Here is a 17,069-nt window from a genome sequence, read left to right as displayed (position 1 = left end):
GTATTGAGCCTAAAAATTGTTAATGGGTATCTTCGATGTTTTCCTTGATCCAGTCCATGCAGGATTGGAATTCTTCGTAAATATCCTCTCGTGGAATCAAATCGGGTATGATATCAATACGTTCCATCATGTATTTGGGTTGATCAAGAAGACCCACAAATAAAACCTTGATATTCTTTTTGTTCAAATCCTGTAACACATCTTCCATGGCATACAAGCCGGACTGATCCATATACTGCATACGATCTAATCTGATGACGACTGTTGATGCTGTATCTGGAATTTGCTCTGCCAATTGCTGAAAATCACTTGTTGAACCAAAAAACAAAGGTCCTTTAATGTGTTTGATAAAGACTTCCTCTCTAAGCCGGGCAGGGAAATTTTTCTCATCGGCCCAAAGCTCCTCCTTCAAAGGTTTCACATCGGATCTCTTAGCGGTAAGGTCACCAATTTTCTTCATGAACATCAATGATGCGATTACCAATCCAATGCCCACCGCATATACAAGGTTCCAAATAGAAGAAAGTACCAAAACTGTAAGCATAATGATTACTTCTGAACTCAACTTTAATGGGCCTAGTTTGATGTCTTTGGGCAAATATGGGATAGCTTTTAATCCTTTGTAGTCCATAACCCCAATACCTACAGTTACCAAGATTCCTGCTAAAACAGCTGCAGGAATTTGGGAGGCAATGGGCCCAAGCGCCAATAAAATGACAAGTAAAAGTATACCGGCAATCATACCGGACAAACGTGTTTTACCTCCAGAGTTGATATTAACTACGGTTCTAATGGTAGCACCGGCACCTGGGATTCCCCCAAATACGGCTGCGATACTATTACCGATCCCTTGTCCTACCAATTCTTTGTTTGGCTTGTGCTTGGTCTGGGTCATATTATCTGCTACAACCGAAGTCAATAATGAGTCAATTGCTCCTAAAAGCGAAAGTGTAAGTGCAGTAAATATGTATGGGGTCAGTGCTGATAGTTTAAATTCCGTAAAAATCTCGAGTTGTGGAATTGGAAGTCCTTCTGGAATTTGTTCAATGGGACGATAATCCATGCCAAATCCAACGGCTACTCCCGATACAACAATCAATGCTACAAGTGTACTTGGTACAGCAGTGGTTATGCGTTTAAAGCCATAAATAATAATGATGGTGGCCAAGGCCAGTCCCAACTCCAACCAATTGACATTTTGCAGGGCACGTGGTAGAACTTTTATTGTCCCTAAAACCCCAGAGGCATCTTTTCCCGCCAAAGTCTTGGCTTCTTTTTGCATGTCGGCAGGAGTGATTTTGCTAGCTCTTTCAATGGTTTCCTCAAAATCTTCCAATACCAGAATACCTTCTCCAGCTTCTTCTTTTAAGATATTTTCGAGAATTTCTTCTTCGGCTTGGGCCTTGAACTGGCTTACATATTCGGCATCTTCTTTTGGATAGTAACCAACAGCAGGTAAAATTTGAGTTACCAGAATAATAACACCAATTGCTGTCATAAACCCAGAGACCACAGGGTAGGGAATATATTTAATATATTTTCCCAGACCTATGAGACCCAATCCGATCTGCATTAATCCGGCCAAGAGAAAAACAGCCAGAATTATGGGAAGCGCTTTGGCAACATCTCCATCATTTACGGCTAAAATTCCAGCAATAATCACCATACTTACAGCGGTCATTGGCGCTGTAGGCCCTGAAATCTGCGTGTTGGTTCCTCCAAAAAGTGCAGCGAAAAAACTTATGAAAATAGCACCGTAAAGTCCAGCACTTGGACCTAAACCTGAACTTACACCAAATGCAAGTGCCAAGGGCAATGCAACAATACCTGCGGTGATACCACCAAATAAATCTCCTCTAAAATGTTTAAACATGATAAGTGATTTTGAATTATTAAACTAGGGTTACTGCACCGGTGGAAAGGGAATAGACACCTCCCACAATTTTTATTTCACCATTATCCTCCATTTCCTTGAGAATTGGACTTTTTTCACGAATTCGATCTATGGTCAATTTGACATTGTTCTCCACAGTTTTTGCAACGAACTCGGCATTTGAAGAATTTGCTTCGCCATCAACCTGCTCCGAAGAGAGCTTTACAGCGGGCAGAATATTACCTAGCATTGAAGTAATGTTGCCTAGTTCCACACCGTCACAAGCTGCTTTTACAGCACCACAGGCTTCATGGCCAAGAACAAGAACAAGCTTACTTCCAGCTGCTTTGCAGGAATACTCCAAACTCCCCAAGATATCGGTATTTTCAAAATTACCCGCCACACGCGCTACGAAAACATCTCCAATTCCTTGGTCAAATACGGTTTCAACAGGGACACGGGAATCGATACAAGACAAGACCACTGCTTTGGGGAATTGTCCTGCTACTGTGCTTTCGCGTTGTGCCTGATACGCTCTGGTCTCCATTTTGCTGGCTGTGAATCGATTATTTCCGGTCATTAAATCTTCAAGAACTGACTCTGGGGTCAATGAAGATTGAGTGGCTTTATCCAATGTTTTTGAAATCATAATATTATAGTATTTACATACCAAAGGTATGTTGGTTAAACGAATGTAAATGTGATTATAAAGTAATAGGCCACTGAATTGATGGACCAATGACGATATTAGGTAAAATGACCTTCGGGAGGGGGAAGGAGGATATCCTCTTTAAAATCCGAATTGGCGAACAAATATCCTAAAACCTCAAGCTTACTGCCTTGTTCCCCGAAATGATGGGAAGGAGATAAGTAAGTCACAAACAAATCCTTCTCGTCAATTTTTTTCTCTGACTCCTTTTCTTGGTTATTTTCTTCCTCCCCTGGGTCGGCAATGGCGACAACCTCACAATCCTTATCAAGTAAAGGAATAAAGGAAGGTGCCAATATTGAAAATATGAGCACTAGGGCAATAAAGGGAAAGGCGATAGTTTTAAGCAAGTTGTAGTTTTAAGCAAAAAAACAAAAATAAACGTAGAACGAAGAATTAGTGTTAAAGAACTTCTAAAAATCCTTTAAGGGCTTAAGATTATTGCGAAGCATCCAACCTGTTTGTCCATCGGCAATTCGGATTTTGTTCCAATCGTTAAAGCTTTCCAGAACATTGACTTTTGTTCCTTCGTGCAATGTAAAGACCGCTTCGCTATTTGTGTTGGGTTCGGAAGTAACTTTGACCTCCTTGCTGAAAATGATAGCGGGATTGTCATTTTCAAAATCTTGATACTGCAAATAGGCCAATAACACACATACTACACCCAAAATCAATGAAAAAACACTCGTGATAAAGGCAATACGCTTATGCGTAGCGTAGCGAAAAAAGAAATAGGCCAGATAGGCAAGAACAAACAGAACGATCAATGAGACAGCCAAATAAGCCCATTGGTCAAAAGAGAAAAAGTTGACAAGGCTTTCATAGGCCTTTGCTATTTCAGTCTTGGGCATTTCCTCAACAGCATCAAGCCTCATGTTTTGTGCGTAGCTCAAATTGTTCAGTATTTCACTATCGTTTGGTTTTAATAAAAGGGCTTTTTCATAATAATAAATGCTTGGGCCAATAGCGTTAAGTTTATAATGACAGTTTCCCAAATTGAAATATAACTCAGCAGAATGTTCTCCACTCTCTAGAATTCGCTGGTAATTTTCTATAGCTTTTGAATACTCTCCGCTGTTATATTGGTCGGTAGCTCGATTGAAAAGCGCAGTGTTTTGGGCCAATCCAAAATAGAAGGAGAAAAAACAAATTAGGGGAACCAATTTTTTCATGCTCATAATTGTTTGTCCATTTTGGAGATTACTTCACTTGCTTTGTCATAATCGTTTTGCATTTGAACATCTGAAAATGGGCTGTAACGGGCCATTTCGCAATTTTTGAGCAAGCTTATAAAGCCTTCTGTATAGGTTGAATCCACACCTTTTTCCGTTAGGATATCTGTTATTTTCTCTTTGCTGAATTCAGAGGTTTCAATCTTTAATTTGGCCTTAAGATAATTATGGAGTCCTTTTTCCAAAGCTACATAGAAAGCTTCTTTATTCCCCAGTTCTTTCTTTGCGGTGGAAAGATACTTTCTGGCCAGTTTATTGGCCTTTTTTATTTTGTTGCCAACAACATCACTTGCAATGGCCTCTCTTTTCTTGAATGAGAAAACGGCGATTGGAATCAGCAACAAAGGGGCAAAAAGCAAAAGATAAAACTTGTTTGAACCAAAAAAGTATTTGGTTTCCATCTTAGTAAGGTTGGGCTTGATCTTTATAAAATGAAACTGCTTGCCAGTGGGAACAACAAATTGTTTGTTGGTATTGGAAGCTACACTGTTATCTGAAGTAGATCCAACGGGCCCCTCCAAAACCTCTATGTTTATTTCCTCCGAGTTCAGAGTAACATATTTTTTTGCTTTTGGATTGAAATAACTGAACGAAATACTTGGAATAGGATACTTGCCCCTGTAAGCCGGCACAATAGTATAATTGTTGGTAACCTTTCCTTCCATTCCCGTACTGAGTGTTCGCACTTTCTCGTCATATTCTGGTTCGTAGACTTCAAGTGCGCTTGGCAACTCGGGTTCAGGTAATTGAAAAAGTTTCAAATTTCCTTTTCCTTTTACTTCTACGATAGCTTGCAATGATTCTGAGGCATTTAATTGTTTCTTGCTGGCGGATACCGCAAATTCGAAATCCCCGACTGCGCCTCCAAAATTGGCAGGTTTTCCTGCCTCTGGAAGTGCTTTTACCGATAAGGTCCGCCTTCCGGCTGAAACTGTTTTACTTGCTTGCTTATAAATTCGGCCACCAAAGAAGTCGCGACGATTTGTAGGGACATCGACAAAAATCTCTAGGGAAAGCGGTTCTATTTCCAAGTTTCCAGATTTTTGGGGATAGAGCACCACCCTTTTTAAAACCACATAACGGTAGGGCTTACCTTTGTAGGTGCCATTTTGGGCGGTATGTTTTGTTACAGGAATATCCTGACTCCAAAAATTGTTGTACTTCGGGTTGTCCAACGGACGATAATTGGTCACGCTTATATTAGGACTTACATATAACTTGTAAATCACCGTGACGGCTTCGTTGAGGTATGGATTGGATTTGGAAACTTCGGCTACCAAATGAAGATTTTCATCAGCAATGTCATCAACGGTTTTGGAATCGTTGGGTTTGTCCACTGCTGCAGTGACCTCAACGGCTTTCGGCAAGGTTTTATAGGTTTCACCATCAATTTCTATAGTGGCTTGTTTTATACTGAACTTACCTCTGGCGGTTGGCACCAATATATAGGAATATGACTTTGAAAAACTTCGCTTTCCATTTACCCAAGAGGAACTTATGGATTGTGAAGGCCCCATGACCACTTTAAAGCCTTCAAAAGGAGGAGGATTAAAATTATCTCCATCCTTGTTCATTGTAAATTCCACTCGAAGACGCTCATTGATGCCCAATTTTTCCTTGCTCAGTTTCATTTCAAAAGAAACCTCACCCTCCTGTGCATGGGAGTAGGTTCCCAACAAAAGGAACATAGGTAGAAGTATCAATAATTTGCCCCAAGAATTATTCATCACCAATCTTTCTCGTTTTTGATTTTTTTGCCCCTTACTTTTCTCGCTTCCATCTTTTCTTGCACCTTTTTTTCCTCGTTTTGCATGGCTTCTAACAGATTTTGAATCTGTTGTTTTGAAAGTTGATTGGGTCTTGGTTGCTGTTTTTGCTCTTCGGGTTGATCACCTTCTTGAGGCTTTTTTTCCTGTTCTTTCTTTTTATCTCCGTCCCCTTCTTGGTTTTCCTCAGGCTTATTTTCTCCATTATCACCCTCATCTCCTTTATCCTTGTTCTCATCTTCATTTTGCTCACCTTCATTTTCTTTCTCCTTATCGCCCTCGTTATTTTGATCCTGGTTTTGGTCTTTCTGATCTTGTTGATCCTGATTGTCTTTGTTGTCCTGGTTTTGGTTGTTTTGTTCGTTTTGCTGTTTTTCCAACATCTTTTTGGCCAAGGCCAAATTGTAACGGGTCTCATCGTCATTTGGATTGTTGCGTAAGGCTTGCTTGTAAGCATCCACTGCTTGTTGGTAATCCTTCTTTTTCATGAGCACATTACCCAAATTATGATAGGCTTTATGTTTTTGGGGCTTTTTGGTACTTTTCTCACCTGTCTGCTTAAATCTTCCAAATGCCTCACCGTAACTTTCCCTATTGTAATATGCAGTTCCTAGATTAAAAGGGGCCACGGTGTTTTCACCGCTTTTTGATATGGCCCTTCTGTAATCGGATTCAGCTGTTGGAAAATCATTGGCTGTAAGCTCCTTGTTGGCTTCATAGGTAAGATCGGTAGAACTCTGCAATGCCCGTTGAGCTTCCTTGGCCGCTTTATCATCTTGTGCTCGTGCAGCTAGTCCAAAGAAAATCAGCACGGCGAACATCAATCTTATGCTATGCTTCATCGTGTTCATTAAAAAGATTTAGCTTTTTCAACCATCGTGTTTTTCTATCCAGAAGGAAAACATCCAAAAATAAAAATAAAAGACCTATGCCTAAGAACCATTGAAATTGGTCCTTATATTCAGCAAACTGCTTGGCCTCGAACTCTTTTTTGTCCATCTGGTTCAATTGTTCTTTGATATATTCAACCGCCATTTCCGTATTGGTTCCATCAATATATTCCCCATTCCCTTCTTTGGCTATTTCAGATAGAATAGTTTCATTGAGACGGGTAATGACCACTTCTCCTTGATTATCTTTTTTCAAACTTTCGACCACACCATTTCTTTTGATTGGGATTGGAGCTCCTTTAGGTTTTCCTACACCAATTGTAAAAACACGGATTCCGTTTTGTGTGGCATATTCCACGGCATCAATGGTAGAGCTTTCTGAATGATCTTCGCCATCTGATACAATAAACAGTACTCTATTGGTCTGCTCGGCATCATCATAATAGGTACTTGCCAAATCTATAGCTGCATTGATAGCGGTTCCTTGGGAGGACAGCATATTGGTGTTCATGCTCTGCAAAAACATTTTTGCAGCTCCGTAGTCCGTTGTTATGGGCAACTGCGGGTAGGCTTGCCCAGCGTAAGCTATAATTCCAATTCGGTCGCTGGCCAGTTGGTTGATGATTTCCGAAACCAATCTTTTTGCCTTTTCCAAGCGGTTGGGAGCAATATCCTCGGCCAGCATGCTTTTTGAAACATCTACCGCAAATACAATATCAACCCCTTCACGTTTAACTGTCTCCAATTTTGTGCCAATTTTTGGGTTGACCAATCCCAGAATGAGAAAAGTGAGCCCCAACAAAAGAAAAATCAATTTCAGCGCGGATTTGAAAATGGACTTATTTGGAGCCAATCGCCTCAGCAATTTGGCATCGGCAAACTGACGCTGTGTCTTTTTTTTCCAAACTTGAAGAAAGAAAAAAGCCAGGGCCATTACCGGAATGATGGCCAACAAATAGAAATATGCTTTTTCGTCAAGCTGAATCATAGATTATATAAAACTTTTAAAAATTGAGTTTCTCAACCCCCATTCCAACAATAATAAAACTCCCGCCAATAAAATAAGAGGTCTAAACTTTTCTTCGTATTTATAGTATTTGAATTCTTCAATCTCGGTTTTTTCGAGCTTGTTGATTTCATCATAAATTTCTTCCAACTTCTCATTGTCGGTCGCTCTAAAATATTTTCCGCCAGTTACTTTAGCAATTTCTTTGAGCAATTCCTCATCGATTTCTACTTGGCGCATGCCGTATCGGAAAGTCCCATCTCTTTTATAGGCCACTGGGGATAGTGCATTGCCATTTGTTCCAAGTCCAATGGTGTAGGTTTTAATCCCAAACTCAACGGCCAAATCCGAAGCGGTTGAGGGTTCAATAAAACCAGAATTATTGACACCATCTGTTAAAAGAATAATAACTTTGCTAATCGCCTTACTCTCTTTCAATCGGTTTACCGAAGTGGCCAAGCCCATACCGATTGCGGTGCCGTCCTCCAGTTCGCCATACGATATTTCACGAAGGGCGTTTAAAACAATAGATTTATCGCTGGTAATTGGGGTTTTGGTATAGCTTTCTCCGGCGTAACCAACCAGTCCAATGCGATCATTGGGCCGTTGTTTGATAAAATCTCCAGCGACTTCCTTTAATGCTGAAAGTCTGTTTGGCTTTAAATCCCTGGCGAGCATGCTTGAAGAGACATCGATAGCCATGACAATATCTATTCCTTTTGTGGTTTTGGTTCGGGTTGAGATATCTTCGGTCTGTGGTCGGGCCAAAGCTGTGATAATGGCAGCCAAAGCCAAAAGACGGAGCACAAACAACAGCGGTTTAAGTTTAGCAGCCAGACTGCCTACCGTAAATCCTTTGATACTGGATATTTTTAAAGAGGCCGATTGCTCTTTCCGTTTGAAAAAATGCCATAGCAGAGCCACCGGAAGCAATAGGAGCAACCAAAAAAACTGTGGGTTTGCGAATTCTATATTTTCAAACATCTATACTTGTGTTTTTACATCCAATGAACTCAATATTCTTGTGACTATTTTCTCGGCATAATCATCCCCATCTTCCCAGGTCAATGCTATCTGCTGAATAAACCCTTGACCACCGAATAAAAGAATGTTGTATTTCAATCGTTTCGATTTTTGCGTTGTCGGATTTTTAAAATTCCCGGAACCAAACATTTTAACTCCTGCAACACCTGATTTAGTAGTGAATTCTTCCTGTTTGGTTATAATATTTTTAATGCCCACCTGCTCAAAAATACCCAGCGCGGAACCAATGGCACCTTCAAAATCGGGATTACTCTGATTGTTCTTGAAGATTACAGAGGTGCTACTTATTGACAAATGTTGAATATAACTTCCATAGGTAAAGGTTTGCATGTCTTGGATGCTGTCCAAAATCTGTTGTGGTAATTCTACCTCCTGTCGAACAAGCACATCGGGAGTTTCCAGATCTATGGGGGGATAACCGTATGAACTTGCAATCCATTCTCCTTCTAAAAGCTCTTTTGTGGGATGCCCAATTACAGTGTCCTTCACTTCCTTAAAGCCATAGTATGCTACAGAAAAGGCCCCTCCCAAAAACAGCATTCCTGCAAAGATGGCCGCTGCCCAATAAATCTTTTTACGCCGTTTTTTCTTGGCAAGCTCTTCCAGATATTCCTCGGTCAACATTAGCTCCTCTTCGGTGGGTTCTGGAAGTGCATCGTGGGTCTTGACCACGATCTGCTCTACCATTTTTCTGTCTTCCTCTGCAGTGGAAGTAGGCGGTTTTGATTTGGCAAACTTAACCAAATCGGCAGTTTCCAATATTTTTTGAAATTGGATTATGGTCTCATCCTCCAATTTAAGCTCACCCGCATCTTTCAGCATTTCCAATTTGGTGATCAATTGCCCTGTTGTACTTTCCAAGGCGGAAACATGTACGTCCTCTTCCAAATATGAGCGCACAATGTCGGTAAGCTCTGAGTAATATTTTTTATACTCATCTTGGATAAGGTATCTAGAGTTTTCCAAGCGTTTTAACTCTAACAGCGCACGATCGTAAGGGGGCAATAAAGCTTCTTTTTCTTCCTCTGTCAACGGCTTCTTTCGTAGAAAGAACCAATAGATCAGTCCACCAACTATTAAAAGGGACAACAAGATAATAAGAATCCACAGCCACATTTTGGCATAGCTTTTTTCCACCTGGATCAACGGTTTTATGTCGAACATTTTCTGTTTGGTGGTATCAACCACCACGTCGGCCACTTTTATATGGAAAGAATCTGTGTAAAAAGGTTGTTCGTTTATAGCGATACGCTGTGGTGGAATGGTATAGGCACCGCTATCGAATTGTGTAAGGGCATATACTTTTTGAAGTGTAACCTTGTTTTTGTTCTTAATGGTGTCCTTCATGATGGCCTCTACAGTCTCTAAGGGTGAGAATGTTTGTCCCTCTGGGAAATGGACAATATTCAACGAATCTGTTTCAACCGTTATGGTGTATTGAATTTGTTCTCCAATTTTAATGGAGGTGGTATCAATTTGCGTAGAAACTTTGGAATCGTCTTGTGAAAATCCAACAAAAGGTAATAGAAAAATTGCAATGACAATTGCCACACAGTTTTTCGCACTTTTAACTTTTAACTTTAGACTTTCAACTTCCATTATCCTCTTCGTTTAAAGTAGCCCAACAATTTTTTCACGTAGCTTTCATCCACTCTGCAATGGATTATCCCCGACCCGGATTTTGTAAATGAATCTTGAAAGTAGTCCACTTTATCTTGATGGAACTTACCGTAGGCATTGCGTACTTTTTTGGAACGTGTATTTACTAACTGAAGCAATCCAGTTTCTGCGTCTTGCATTTGTACCATACCTAAATTCGGAATGGATTCTTCCCGTTCATCAAAGATTCTGATACCAGTTACATCATGCTTGTTTCCCACAATGCGTAGGGTGTTGTCATAATCATCAGCAATAAAATCTGAGAGGACAAAGACAATGGCCTTTTTTTTCATCACATTGGTCAAGAACTTTAGGGCTTCGGCAATATTGGTCTCACTACTTTTTGGTGAAAACTCCAAGAGTTCCCTAATAATCCGAAGCACATGACTTTTTCCTTTTTTTGGTGGAATAAAGAGTTCTACCTCATCAGAAAATAGGATTAAGCCCACTTTATCATTGTTCTGCATGGCCGAAAAAGCCAAGGTGGCCGAAATTTCGGTAATGACCTCTTTTTTGAATTGATTTGCCGTTCCAAAGAGCTCTGACCCACTTACGTCGACCATCAACATCATGGTGAGTTCACGTTCTTCCTCAAAGACTTTTACATAAGGTTCGTTGTATCTGGCGGTTACGTTCCAGTCGATGCTTCTAACATCATCGCCAAACTGGTATTGGCGAACTTCACTGAAGGTCATACCCCTACCTTTAAAGGTAGAATGGTACTCCCCACCAAAAATATGGTCGGAAAGACGTCTTGTCTTTATCTCAATTTTACGAACTTTCTTAAGTAGCTCTTTTGTATCCATGTGTTCAATTAACAATTTTACAATGTTCAATTCTTCACATTAGGCTTTTGAGCCCTTTGGTCAATTGTCCATTGTTAATTACACATTGATTTTAAGGTACCTCTACCTCGTTTACAATCTTATTTATGATTTCTTCTGAAGTGATGTTCTCAGCTTCGGCTTCATAGGTTATCCCAATACGGTGCCTTAGCACATCATGAACTACCGCTCTGACATCTTCTGGGACAACATATCCTCTTCTTTTAATAAAAGCATAGCATTTCGAGGCATTAGCCAAATTGATGCTTCCTCGTGGAGAGGCACCAAAACTGATTAGGGGTTTTAAATTTTCAAGATTATATTTTTCCGGATAACGGGTAGCGAATACCAAATCCAAAATGTATTTTTCAATTTTTTCATCCATGTAAACATCCTGTACGGCTTCCTGGGCACTCAAAATTTGTTTTAAGGTAACCACAGGTTTAACGGGCTCGTTAGATTTACCCAAATTTTGTCGGATAATCAACTGCTCTTCGTTCATTTTTGGATAATCAATTACCGTTTTCAGCATAAAACGGTCAACTTGTGCCTCGGGTAATGGATAGGTCCCTTCTTGCTCTACAGGGTTTTGGGTAGCCATTACCAAGAATGGAGCTTCCAATTTAAAAGTTTCATCCCCAATGGTTACTTGCTTTTCCTGCATGGCCTCAAGTAGGGCCGATTGCACTTTAGCTGGAGCTCGGTTAATCTCATCCGCCAAAACAAAATTTGCAAAAATAGGCCCCTTTTTAATGGAGAAATCATTCTCCTTCATATTATAGATCAAGGTTCCGACCACATCTGCTGGCAACAGGTCCGGTGTAAACTGAATTCTGCTAAAATCACCTTTTACCGCTTTGGCCAGTGTATTGATTGCCAGGGTTTTTGCAAGCCCAGGAACACCCTCCAACAAAATATGGCCTTTTCCCAAAAGACCGATGAGCAAGCGTTCCACCATATGTTTCTGACCAACAATGGCCTTGTTCATCTCATGTGTAAGGAGGTCAATAAAAGCACTTTCCTTGGCGATTTTTTCATTCACAGCACTAATATCAATAGTAGTGTTTTCTTCCATACAAATTATAATTGTAATACGTTAATGTCAGTGTTTTTCTAAGAAGTGCAAAATGAAAATTTATTTAAAATTCACCTGTTAATTAATGGTTAAAAAAAACGCTGAACCCCCAGTTTTGTGAAGGATTTAAGGGTTTAATTTTATATTTTCACTCAATCTGCAACATACGCATAATTATTCAAGAAATATAGCTAGATTCTAGTGTTCCATTGAAAACATAAGAATGAACAAGAAAAAAACAGTCTTTATTACTGGGGCGACAAGCGGAATAGGCAAAGCTACAGCCGAACTGCTCGCAAAACATGGATTTAATTTGATTTTGTGCGGTAGAAGAGAAAGTAGGCTCGTTATTTTAAAAGAACAATTCGGCAAAACCGCGAATGTCCAAACTTTGAATTTTGATGTTAGGGATAAAAAAGCGGTGCATCAAGCAATTGAAGGCCTCCCTCCAGATTTTTCACAAATAGACATCTTGATCAATAATGCGGGAAATGCACACGGGTTGGATTTTATAGACCAAGGAAGCACCGACGATTGGGATGCGATGTTGGATATCAATGTAAAGGGGTTACTTTATGTTTCTAAAGCTATTTTGCCTCAAATGGTGGAGCGAAAAGCAGGACATATTATCAATATTGGCTCAACGGCGGGAAAAGAAGTTTACCCCAAAGGCAACGTATATTGTGCAAGCAAACATGCTGTGGATGCCATTAATCAGGGAATGCGCATCGATTTGAACGAACATGGAATCAGGGTAGGAGCAATCAACCCCGGTTTAGTGGAAACTGAATTTAGTGATGTACGATTCAAGGGAGATTCAGGTAAGGCCGAAAAAGTATATCAAGGGTATCAACCATTACGACCTGAGGATATCGCCGAAATCATCCATTTTACCATAACCCGACCGTATCATGTGAACATTGCCGATTTGGTTGTGATGCCAACGGCCCAGGCTAGCAGTACCATTGTGAAGAAGGAACCATGATCAATAAACGCTTGCTGGTAAAAAATCTTTTGGCACATAATGACGAAAACAGTTTTTATGACAAAAAGCGTTTTATTTCCATTGGTGAAAAGGAGGGCAAGGCCAAATTTTTAAAACACGTTTGCGCATTGGCCAACAGTAATCCCAAGAATAACTCCTTCATTGTTATTGGAGTTGAAGATGCCGACAATGAAATTGTTGGGGTTGATTTCTTTGACGACAGTAAGATTCAAAACTTGGTGAACGCCTATCTGGATAACCCTCCTATTATTTCTTACGAAAACATCCCATTTCCGCATTTGCCCGAAGGTAAGGTTGTGGGGCTGGTGACCATTAAATCCAATGGTAAGGTATGTGCTCTTCGAAAAAACATCTGGAAGTACTATGGCGGAGCGGTGTTTTTTAGGGAGGGAAGCATCAGTCTTCCGAAAGCATTTGATATTGAGCTGAAGGACATCAACTCAGAAGCTGTTGCAACTATTGAACAGCATGCCCGAAACAATATTGAATTGACTTTGGATGCAGTAATCAATTTTATCAACACTAGGCATGCCGATTTAACTAGTGATTATAAAGTTTTTAAGGAACAATTTGTGGTGTGTTGGGCAGGGAACAAGAAAACCATAAAGGATAAAATTTATTATTCTAGGGTAGACATTGAACTGATCAATGAACAGGTAAAACTGTTTTACTCTGCATTGGATGAAATTACAATTACCTACAATGAAGATTCGTTTAGCATGATGGAATTTGTGCAATTAGGATTGGGCGCACAACAAAAATATTACCCGTTGGAAGAAATGGTGATCACCTTTTTTGAAAATGGAAAGTATAGTATTGATAGCAAATTGGTTTTTGAACCTCCCCAATACGACAGAAAGACCTTGCACCATGTACTTAATTCCAATAATTCAATTGTACAAAAGCTAGAAAAAAGGATTGAACTGAACAAAACCGAGGTCGAGGATTTGAACCACTTGCCAGCCACATATCTCATTTGCTATCTAAACGGATTTGAAGAGGCAAAGGAGCAATTGGAGCGGGCAAGACCAATATTAAAAGCGAACCATAAAAAGGTATATCGTTCTTTAAAAGAATCATTACGAATACTTAGAAAGGTGCGCTATAACTAGTTTTTTAACAACCATAATAAGTCATATGGCCCTAATTTCAACAGTCCACTATTAAGAGTTATCATATCATCAGACACCAAGTTTTTTGGCTCTCCCTCTGTAAAATATCCCAATTTGGTAATCCATCGTGACTGCACAACCTGTTCTTTCTCATCAAAATTGGCTAAAACCAATAAACTTTCCGAATTTCCTGTTCGTTCAAAGGCAAAAACATGGTCATTTCCTGTATAATGGATGATGAGATTATTGTTGTCGGCAAAAACGGGATGTCTTTTTCGGATAGCCGTCAATTTTTTTATGGCATGGAATATTTGTGATTGTGGAAGTTTTTGATCTTTCAAACGTGAAACAACATCCCAATTTTGTTTAGGGCGATTGACCCATCTACTGTCATCTTTTTTAGCGGCATCTTCCAAAAATGAGTAGTCATTGAGTGCGCCTATCTCATCTCCTGCATAAATTAAGGGAATTCCACCATACGACAAGATAATGCCATGGAGCAATATAATTTTGGAAATGGACTCCTTGACCAGATTAGGATCTTTTTTTTCCAGACCCATTTCCAATCCCAATAATGAAGCTGCACTTCCGGTTATTCTTCCATCTCCTGTTTTTGGATTATACATAAAAAGTAACCCTGTAGACGTGGACCAATTCAACCGCTGACAATAATAATCCAACAAGAATTTTCGATGCATCTGGGGATTCCACCCAACTTGTTCGATGAACGTATTTTCATATCCTAGACCAATATCGTCATGACATCTAATATAATTTATCCAAGTACAGTCTTTGGGTTTGATGGGTACATTGGTAAGGCTTTTGTACAGCAACAATGTTTTTTTGGTGGCGATAGAATTCCATAAGAGGGCCATCAATGAGGCATTATATGCAATTTCACATTCATTGCCTTCTCTAGCGCCTTCTCCAAAATATTTTACAATTTCCGTGGGGGCGACAATAGCTTCCGCCAAAAAAATTACACCTGGAGCTATGGTTTGAAGGCACATTTTAAATAAGGAAATCAACAAGTGGGCCTCGGGAAGGTTCTGTGAAATGGTGCCCATTTTTTTCCAAAGGAAAGCCAAAGCATCAAAACGTACCACATCTACTCCTTGGTTGACCATTTTGACCAAATTGGTAAGCATTTCCAAAAACACATCTGGGTTGGCATAGTTTAAATCCCATTGATAACTATTGAAAACGGTCATGACCCATTTTTTCATTTCAGGGTCATAGGTGAAATTTCCTGGGGAAGTTTCTGGAAACACCTCCGGCAATGATTTTTCAAATTCTTTTGGAACCGTATCATCGGAGTAGGTGTAATAATAATTTTGATATTTTTTATTTCCTGCCTTGGCCTTTTTCGCCCACGGATACTCGTTGGAGGTATGGTTGACCACAAAATCCAACATTAAGAACATCTCCTGTCTTCGGAGTTCTTGAGTAAGATTTAAAAGATCTTTGGATGACCCATACCGCTTTGCCACACCATAATATTTATTGACAGCATAACCTCCATCATTTTCACCTTTTGGCCGGTCGGTGATGGGCATTAAATGCAACAAATTGATGCCCAAACCTTTTAAGTAGGGTAATTTGGATTGGAGCCCCTTCAAATCTTTATTAAAATGCTCCACATAGAGCTGCATGCCCACCATTTTTTCAGATTGATACCAATTACCGTGCTCAAGACGATTGATGTCTTGGATTTTCAACTGATCAGACCTAGTATCAAAAAGTTTGGGAAGCAACAAAAGTAGCTTTTGAAATGGATTGCTTGAAGCTTGCTCTGTCGGATAAAGTTGATGAAACAATCGCTGTATTAAACCTAGGTTTGAAGCCAAGCGAAGCTCGAAAAGTTCTTTTGGGCCTTTCTTTTTGCCCTTAGAGGCCAGCAACCTATGTAAACTTGCCTGGTTCATAAGGCCTCCAGTTCGGATTTGGTGGGTAGCGCCACAATCGCTCCATAATTTGTTGTGGTTATAGCTCCTGCCTTGTTGGCTTTTTCAACCATTTTAACCAACAGATCATGATTCTCCAGTACTTGGTCAAAATTATCCAAATTGGCTATTTGGTATAAAAGACATCCAATAAATGCATCGCCAGCACCAGTTGTGTCTACTGGTTTTACGGAAATACTGGGTACCATTGTTTTTAAACCGTCCAAACTTAATAAGGTCCCTTCTTTACCTAAAGTAACTGTGATAATTTGGGCCCCAATATCATGAAGTGTTTCACAGGCTTCGTGCACATCTTGTTTCCCGGAGAGAATTTGGGCTTCCTCCAAACTGAATTTGCACAGGTGGGATTTTTCAACAAATGGCATACATTTCTTAATAAACTGCTGCTCATTGCCTTTCCATAAATCCTGTCTAAAATTGGGATCAAAACTGATGAACATTTCCTTGGTCAAGGCATCAAACAAATACTTGCCATAGGTTTTTTCCAAATCACCACCCAAAAGGGCGGTTGCCGCACCCAAATGCATCAAATTGCCTTTAAAATTTTTCCGAAGTGCTGGGTCATAGGTCAATTCCCTGTCTGCCCCCCTATTGAACACAAAGTCTCTTTCTCCATCTTCTGCCAGGGAAACAAATGCCAAAGTGGTAAAGGTGTCGCTGGTTTGGGCCATTGAAACATCTACTCTTTGCGCTTTGAGAACGTTTAGTAAAAATTGACCAAAAGGGTCATTGCCCACACTGCCTATAAAAAAACTTGCTCCACCAAGTTTAGAGATGGCACAAGCTACATTGGCGGGGGCGCCGCCAGCTTTTTTTGTGAATGTAATTGCTTTTGACAGGTCGCTGCCCTGTTTTTCAGCTACAAAATCAATCAACAACTCCCCTACACAGAATACTTTTTTCATTTTT

General features: G+C 40.0%; 15 protein-coding genes. 2 read left to right on the top strand and 13 right to left on the bottom strand.

Features of this window, described 5'->3' with window-relative positions; all coding sequences use genetic code 11:
* Nucleotides 1–19: 19 nt before the first annotated feature.
* The 11 genes from ACULLG_RS02110 to ACULLG_RS02060 form a co-directional block, all read right to left on the bottom strand.
* A complete protein-coding gene (locus ACULLG_RS02110; RefSeq protein ID WP_452125115.1) occupies nt 20–1,873 on the bottom strand; it encodes a SulP family inorganic anion transporter in 1,854 nt (617 codons plus the stop codon).
* A 19-nt stretch (nt 1,874–1,892) separates the two neighbouring features.
* Nucleotides 1,893–2,522, bottom strand: coding sequence for a carbonic anhydrase family protein (locus ACULLG_RS02105; RefSeq protein ID WP_452125114.1), 630 nt, complete (start codon nt 2,520–2,522; stop codon nt 1,893–1,895).
* 98 nt (nt 2,523–2,620) lie between these two features.
* Nucleotides 2,621–2,932 (bottom strand): hypothetical protein, encoded by a 312-nt coding sequence (locus tag ACULLG_RS02100; RefSeq protein WP_452125113.1) that lies wholly within the window; start codon nt 2,930–2,932, stop codon nt 2,621–2,623.
* Nucleotides 2,933–2,995: 63 nt separating this feature from the next.
* Complete coding sequence (locus tag ACULLG_RS02095) at nt 2,996–3,760, bottom strand: tetratricopeptide repeat protein (RefSeq protein ID WP_452125112.1); 765 nt, start codon at nt 3,758–3,760, stop codon at nt 2,996–2,998.
* Nucleotides 3,757–5,541, bottom strand: a complete 1,785-nt coding sequence (locus tag ACULLG_RS02090) for a BatD family protein (RefSeq protein WP_452125111.1) — start codon at nt 5,539–5,541, stop codon at nt 3,757–3,759. The genes ACULLG_RS02095 and ACULLG_RS02090 overlap by 4 nt, the downstream gene beginning before the upstream one ends.
* Nucleotides 5,541–6,431 carry a tetratricopeptide repeat protein gene (locus ACULLG_RS02085; protein ID WP_452125110.1) on the bottom strand — a complete coding sequence of 297 codons (891 nt, stop codon included), beginning with the start codon at nt 6,429–6,431 and terminating at the stop codon, nt 5,541–5,543. Before ACULLG_RS02085 ends, ACULLG_RS02090 begins: the two co-directional genes overlap by 1 nt.
* The gene (locus ACULLG_RS02080; RefSeq protein ID WP_452125109.1) at nt 6,412–7,458 is read right to left on the bottom strand and encodes a VWA domain-containing protein; all 1,047 of its coding nucleotides are present in this window, start codon (nt 7,456–7,458) and stop codon (nt 6,412–6,414) included. Before ACULLG_RS02080 ends, ACULLG_RS02085 begins: the two co-directional genes overlap by 20 nt.
* A gap of 3 nt (nt 7,459–7,461) precedes the next feature.
* On the bottom strand, nt 7,462–8,460 hold the full coding sequence (locus ACULLG_RS02075; protein ID WP_452125108.1) for a vWA domain-containing protein: 999 nt from the start codon (nt 8,458–8,460) through the stop codon (nt 7,462–7,464).
* Nucleotides 8,461–10,119, bottom strand: coding sequence for a BatD family protein (locus ACULLG_RS02070; protein ID WP_452125107.1), 1,659 nt, complete (start codon nt 10,117–10,119; stop codon nt 8,461–8,463).
* On the bottom strand, nt 10,119–10,985 hold the full coding sequence (locus tag ACULLG_RS02065; protein WP_452125106.1) for a DUF58 domain-containing protein: 867 nt from the start codon (nt 10,983–10,985) through the stop codon (nt 10,119–10,121). Before ACULLG_RS02065 ends, ACULLG_RS02070 begins: the two co-directional genes overlap by 1 nt.
* A gap of 91 nt (nt 10,986–11,076) precedes the next feature.
* Nucleotides 11,077–12,078 carry an AAA family ATPase gene (locus ACULLG_RS02060; RefSeq protein ID WP_452125105.1) on the bottom strand — a complete coding sequence of 334 codons (1,002 nt, stop codon included), beginning with the start codon at nt 12,076–12,078 and terminating at the stop codon, nt 11,077–11,079.
* A gap of 223 nt (nt 12,079–12,301) precedes the next feature.
* Here ACULLG_RS02060 and ACULLG_RS02055 point away from each other — a divergent pair, with 223 nt between their 5' ends.
* Entirely contained in the window at nt 12,302–13,063 is a 762-nt protein-coding gene (locus ACULLG_RS02055) for an SDR family NAD(P)-dependent oxidoreductase (protein ID WP_452125104.1), read from the top strand.
* On the top strand, nt 13,060–14,196 hold the full coding sequence (locus tag ACULLG_RS02050; protein WP_452125103.1) for a DUF5929 domain-containing protein: 1,137 nt from the start codon (nt 13,060–13,062) through the stop codon (nt 14,194–14,196). The genes ACULLG_RS02055 and ACULLG_RS02050 overlap by 4 nt, the downstream gene beginning before the upstream one ends.
* On the opposite strand, the gene ACULLG_RS02045 is transcribed toward ACULLG_RS02050, so the two are convergent.
* Together ACULLG_RS02045 and ACULLG_RS02040 are read right to left on the bottom strand one after the other, a co-directional pair.
* Entirely contained in the window at nt 14,193–16,121 is a 1,929-nt protein-coding gene (locus tag ACULLG_RS02045; protein ID WP_452125102.1) for an amylosucrase, read from the bottom strand. The genes ACULLG_RS02050 and ACULLG_RS02045 overlap by 4 nt on opposite strands.
* Nucleotides 16,118–17,065 carry a carbohydrate kinase family protein gene (locus tag ACULLG_RS02040; RefSeq protein WP_452125101.1) on the bottom strand — a complete coding sequence of 316 codons (948 nt, stop codon included), beginning with the start codon at nt 17,063–17,065 and terminating at the stop codon, nt 16,118–16,120. Before ACULLG_RS02040 ends, ACULLG_RS02045 begins: the two co-directional genes overlap by 4 nt.
* Nucleotides 17,066–17,069 lie beyond the last annotated feature (4 nt).

The sequence above is a fragment of the Flagellimonas sp. 2504JD1-5 genome (genome assembly GCF_053618295.1).
This window is presented reverse-complemented; position numbering and strand designations above follow the sequence as displayed.

Excerpts from the sequence above, each read along its gene's own strand:
- ACULLG_RS02110 (WP_452125115.1), bottom strand. The coding sequence starts at position 1,873 with ATGTTTAAACATTTTAGAGGAGATTTATTTGGTGGTATCACCGCAGGT.
- ACULLG_RS02080 (WP_452125109.1), bottom strand. The coding sequence starts at position 7,458 with ATGATTCAGCTTGACGAAAAAGCATATTTCTATTTGTTGGCCATCATT.
- ACULLG_RS02050 (WP_452125103.1), top strand. The coding sequence starts at position 13,060 with ATGATCAATAAACGCTTGCTGGTAAAAAATCTTTTGGCACATAATGAC.
- ACULLG_RS02040 (WP_452125101.1), bottom strand. The coding sequence starts at position 17,065 with ATGAAAAAAGTATTCTGTGTAGGGGAGTTGTTGATTGATTTTGTAGCT.
- ACULLG_RS02085 (WP_452125110.1), bottom strand. The coding sequence starts at position 6,431 with ATGAACACGATGAAGCATAGCATAAGATTGATGTTCGCCGTGCTGATT.
- ACULLG_RS02075 (WP_452125108.1), bottom strand. The coding sequence starts at position 8,460 with ATGTTTGAAAATATAGAATTCGCAAACCCACAGTTTTTTTGGTTGCTC.
- ACULLG_RS02095 (WP_452125112.1), bottom strand. The coding sequence starts at position 3,760 with ATGAGCATGAAAAAATTGGTTCCCCTAATTTGTTTTTTCTCCTTCTAT.
- ACULLG_RS02060 (WP_452125105.1), bottom strand. The coding sequence starts at position 12,078 with ATGGAAGAAAACACTACTATTGATATTAGTGCTGTGAATGAAAAAATC.
- ACULLG_RS02045 (WP_452125102.1), bottom strand. The coding sequence starts at position 16,121 with ATGAACCAGGCAAGTTTACATAGGTTGCTGGCCTCTAAGGGCAAAAAG.
- ACULLG_RS02065 (WP_452125106.1), bottom strand. The coding sequence starts at position 10,985 with ATGGATACAAAAGAGCTACTTAAGAAAGTTCGTAAAATTGAGATAAAG.
- ACULLG_RS02055 (WP_452125104.1), top strand. The coding sequence starts at position 12,302 with ATGAACAAGAAAAAAACAGTCTTTATTACTGGGGCGACAAGCGGAATA.
- ACULLG_RS02105 (WP_452125114.1), bottom strand. The coding sequence starts at position 2,522 with ATGATTTCAAAAACATTGGATAAAGCCACTCAATCTTCATTGACCCCA.
- ACULLG_RS02090 (WP_452125111.1), bottom strand. The coding sequence starts at position 5,541 with ATGAATAATTCTTGGGGCAAATTATTGATACTTCTACCTATGTTCCTT.
- ACULLG_RS02070 (WP_452125107.1), bottom strand. The coding sequence starts at position 10,119 with ATGGAAGTTGAAAGTCTAAAGTTAAAAGTTAAAAGTGCGAAAAACTGT.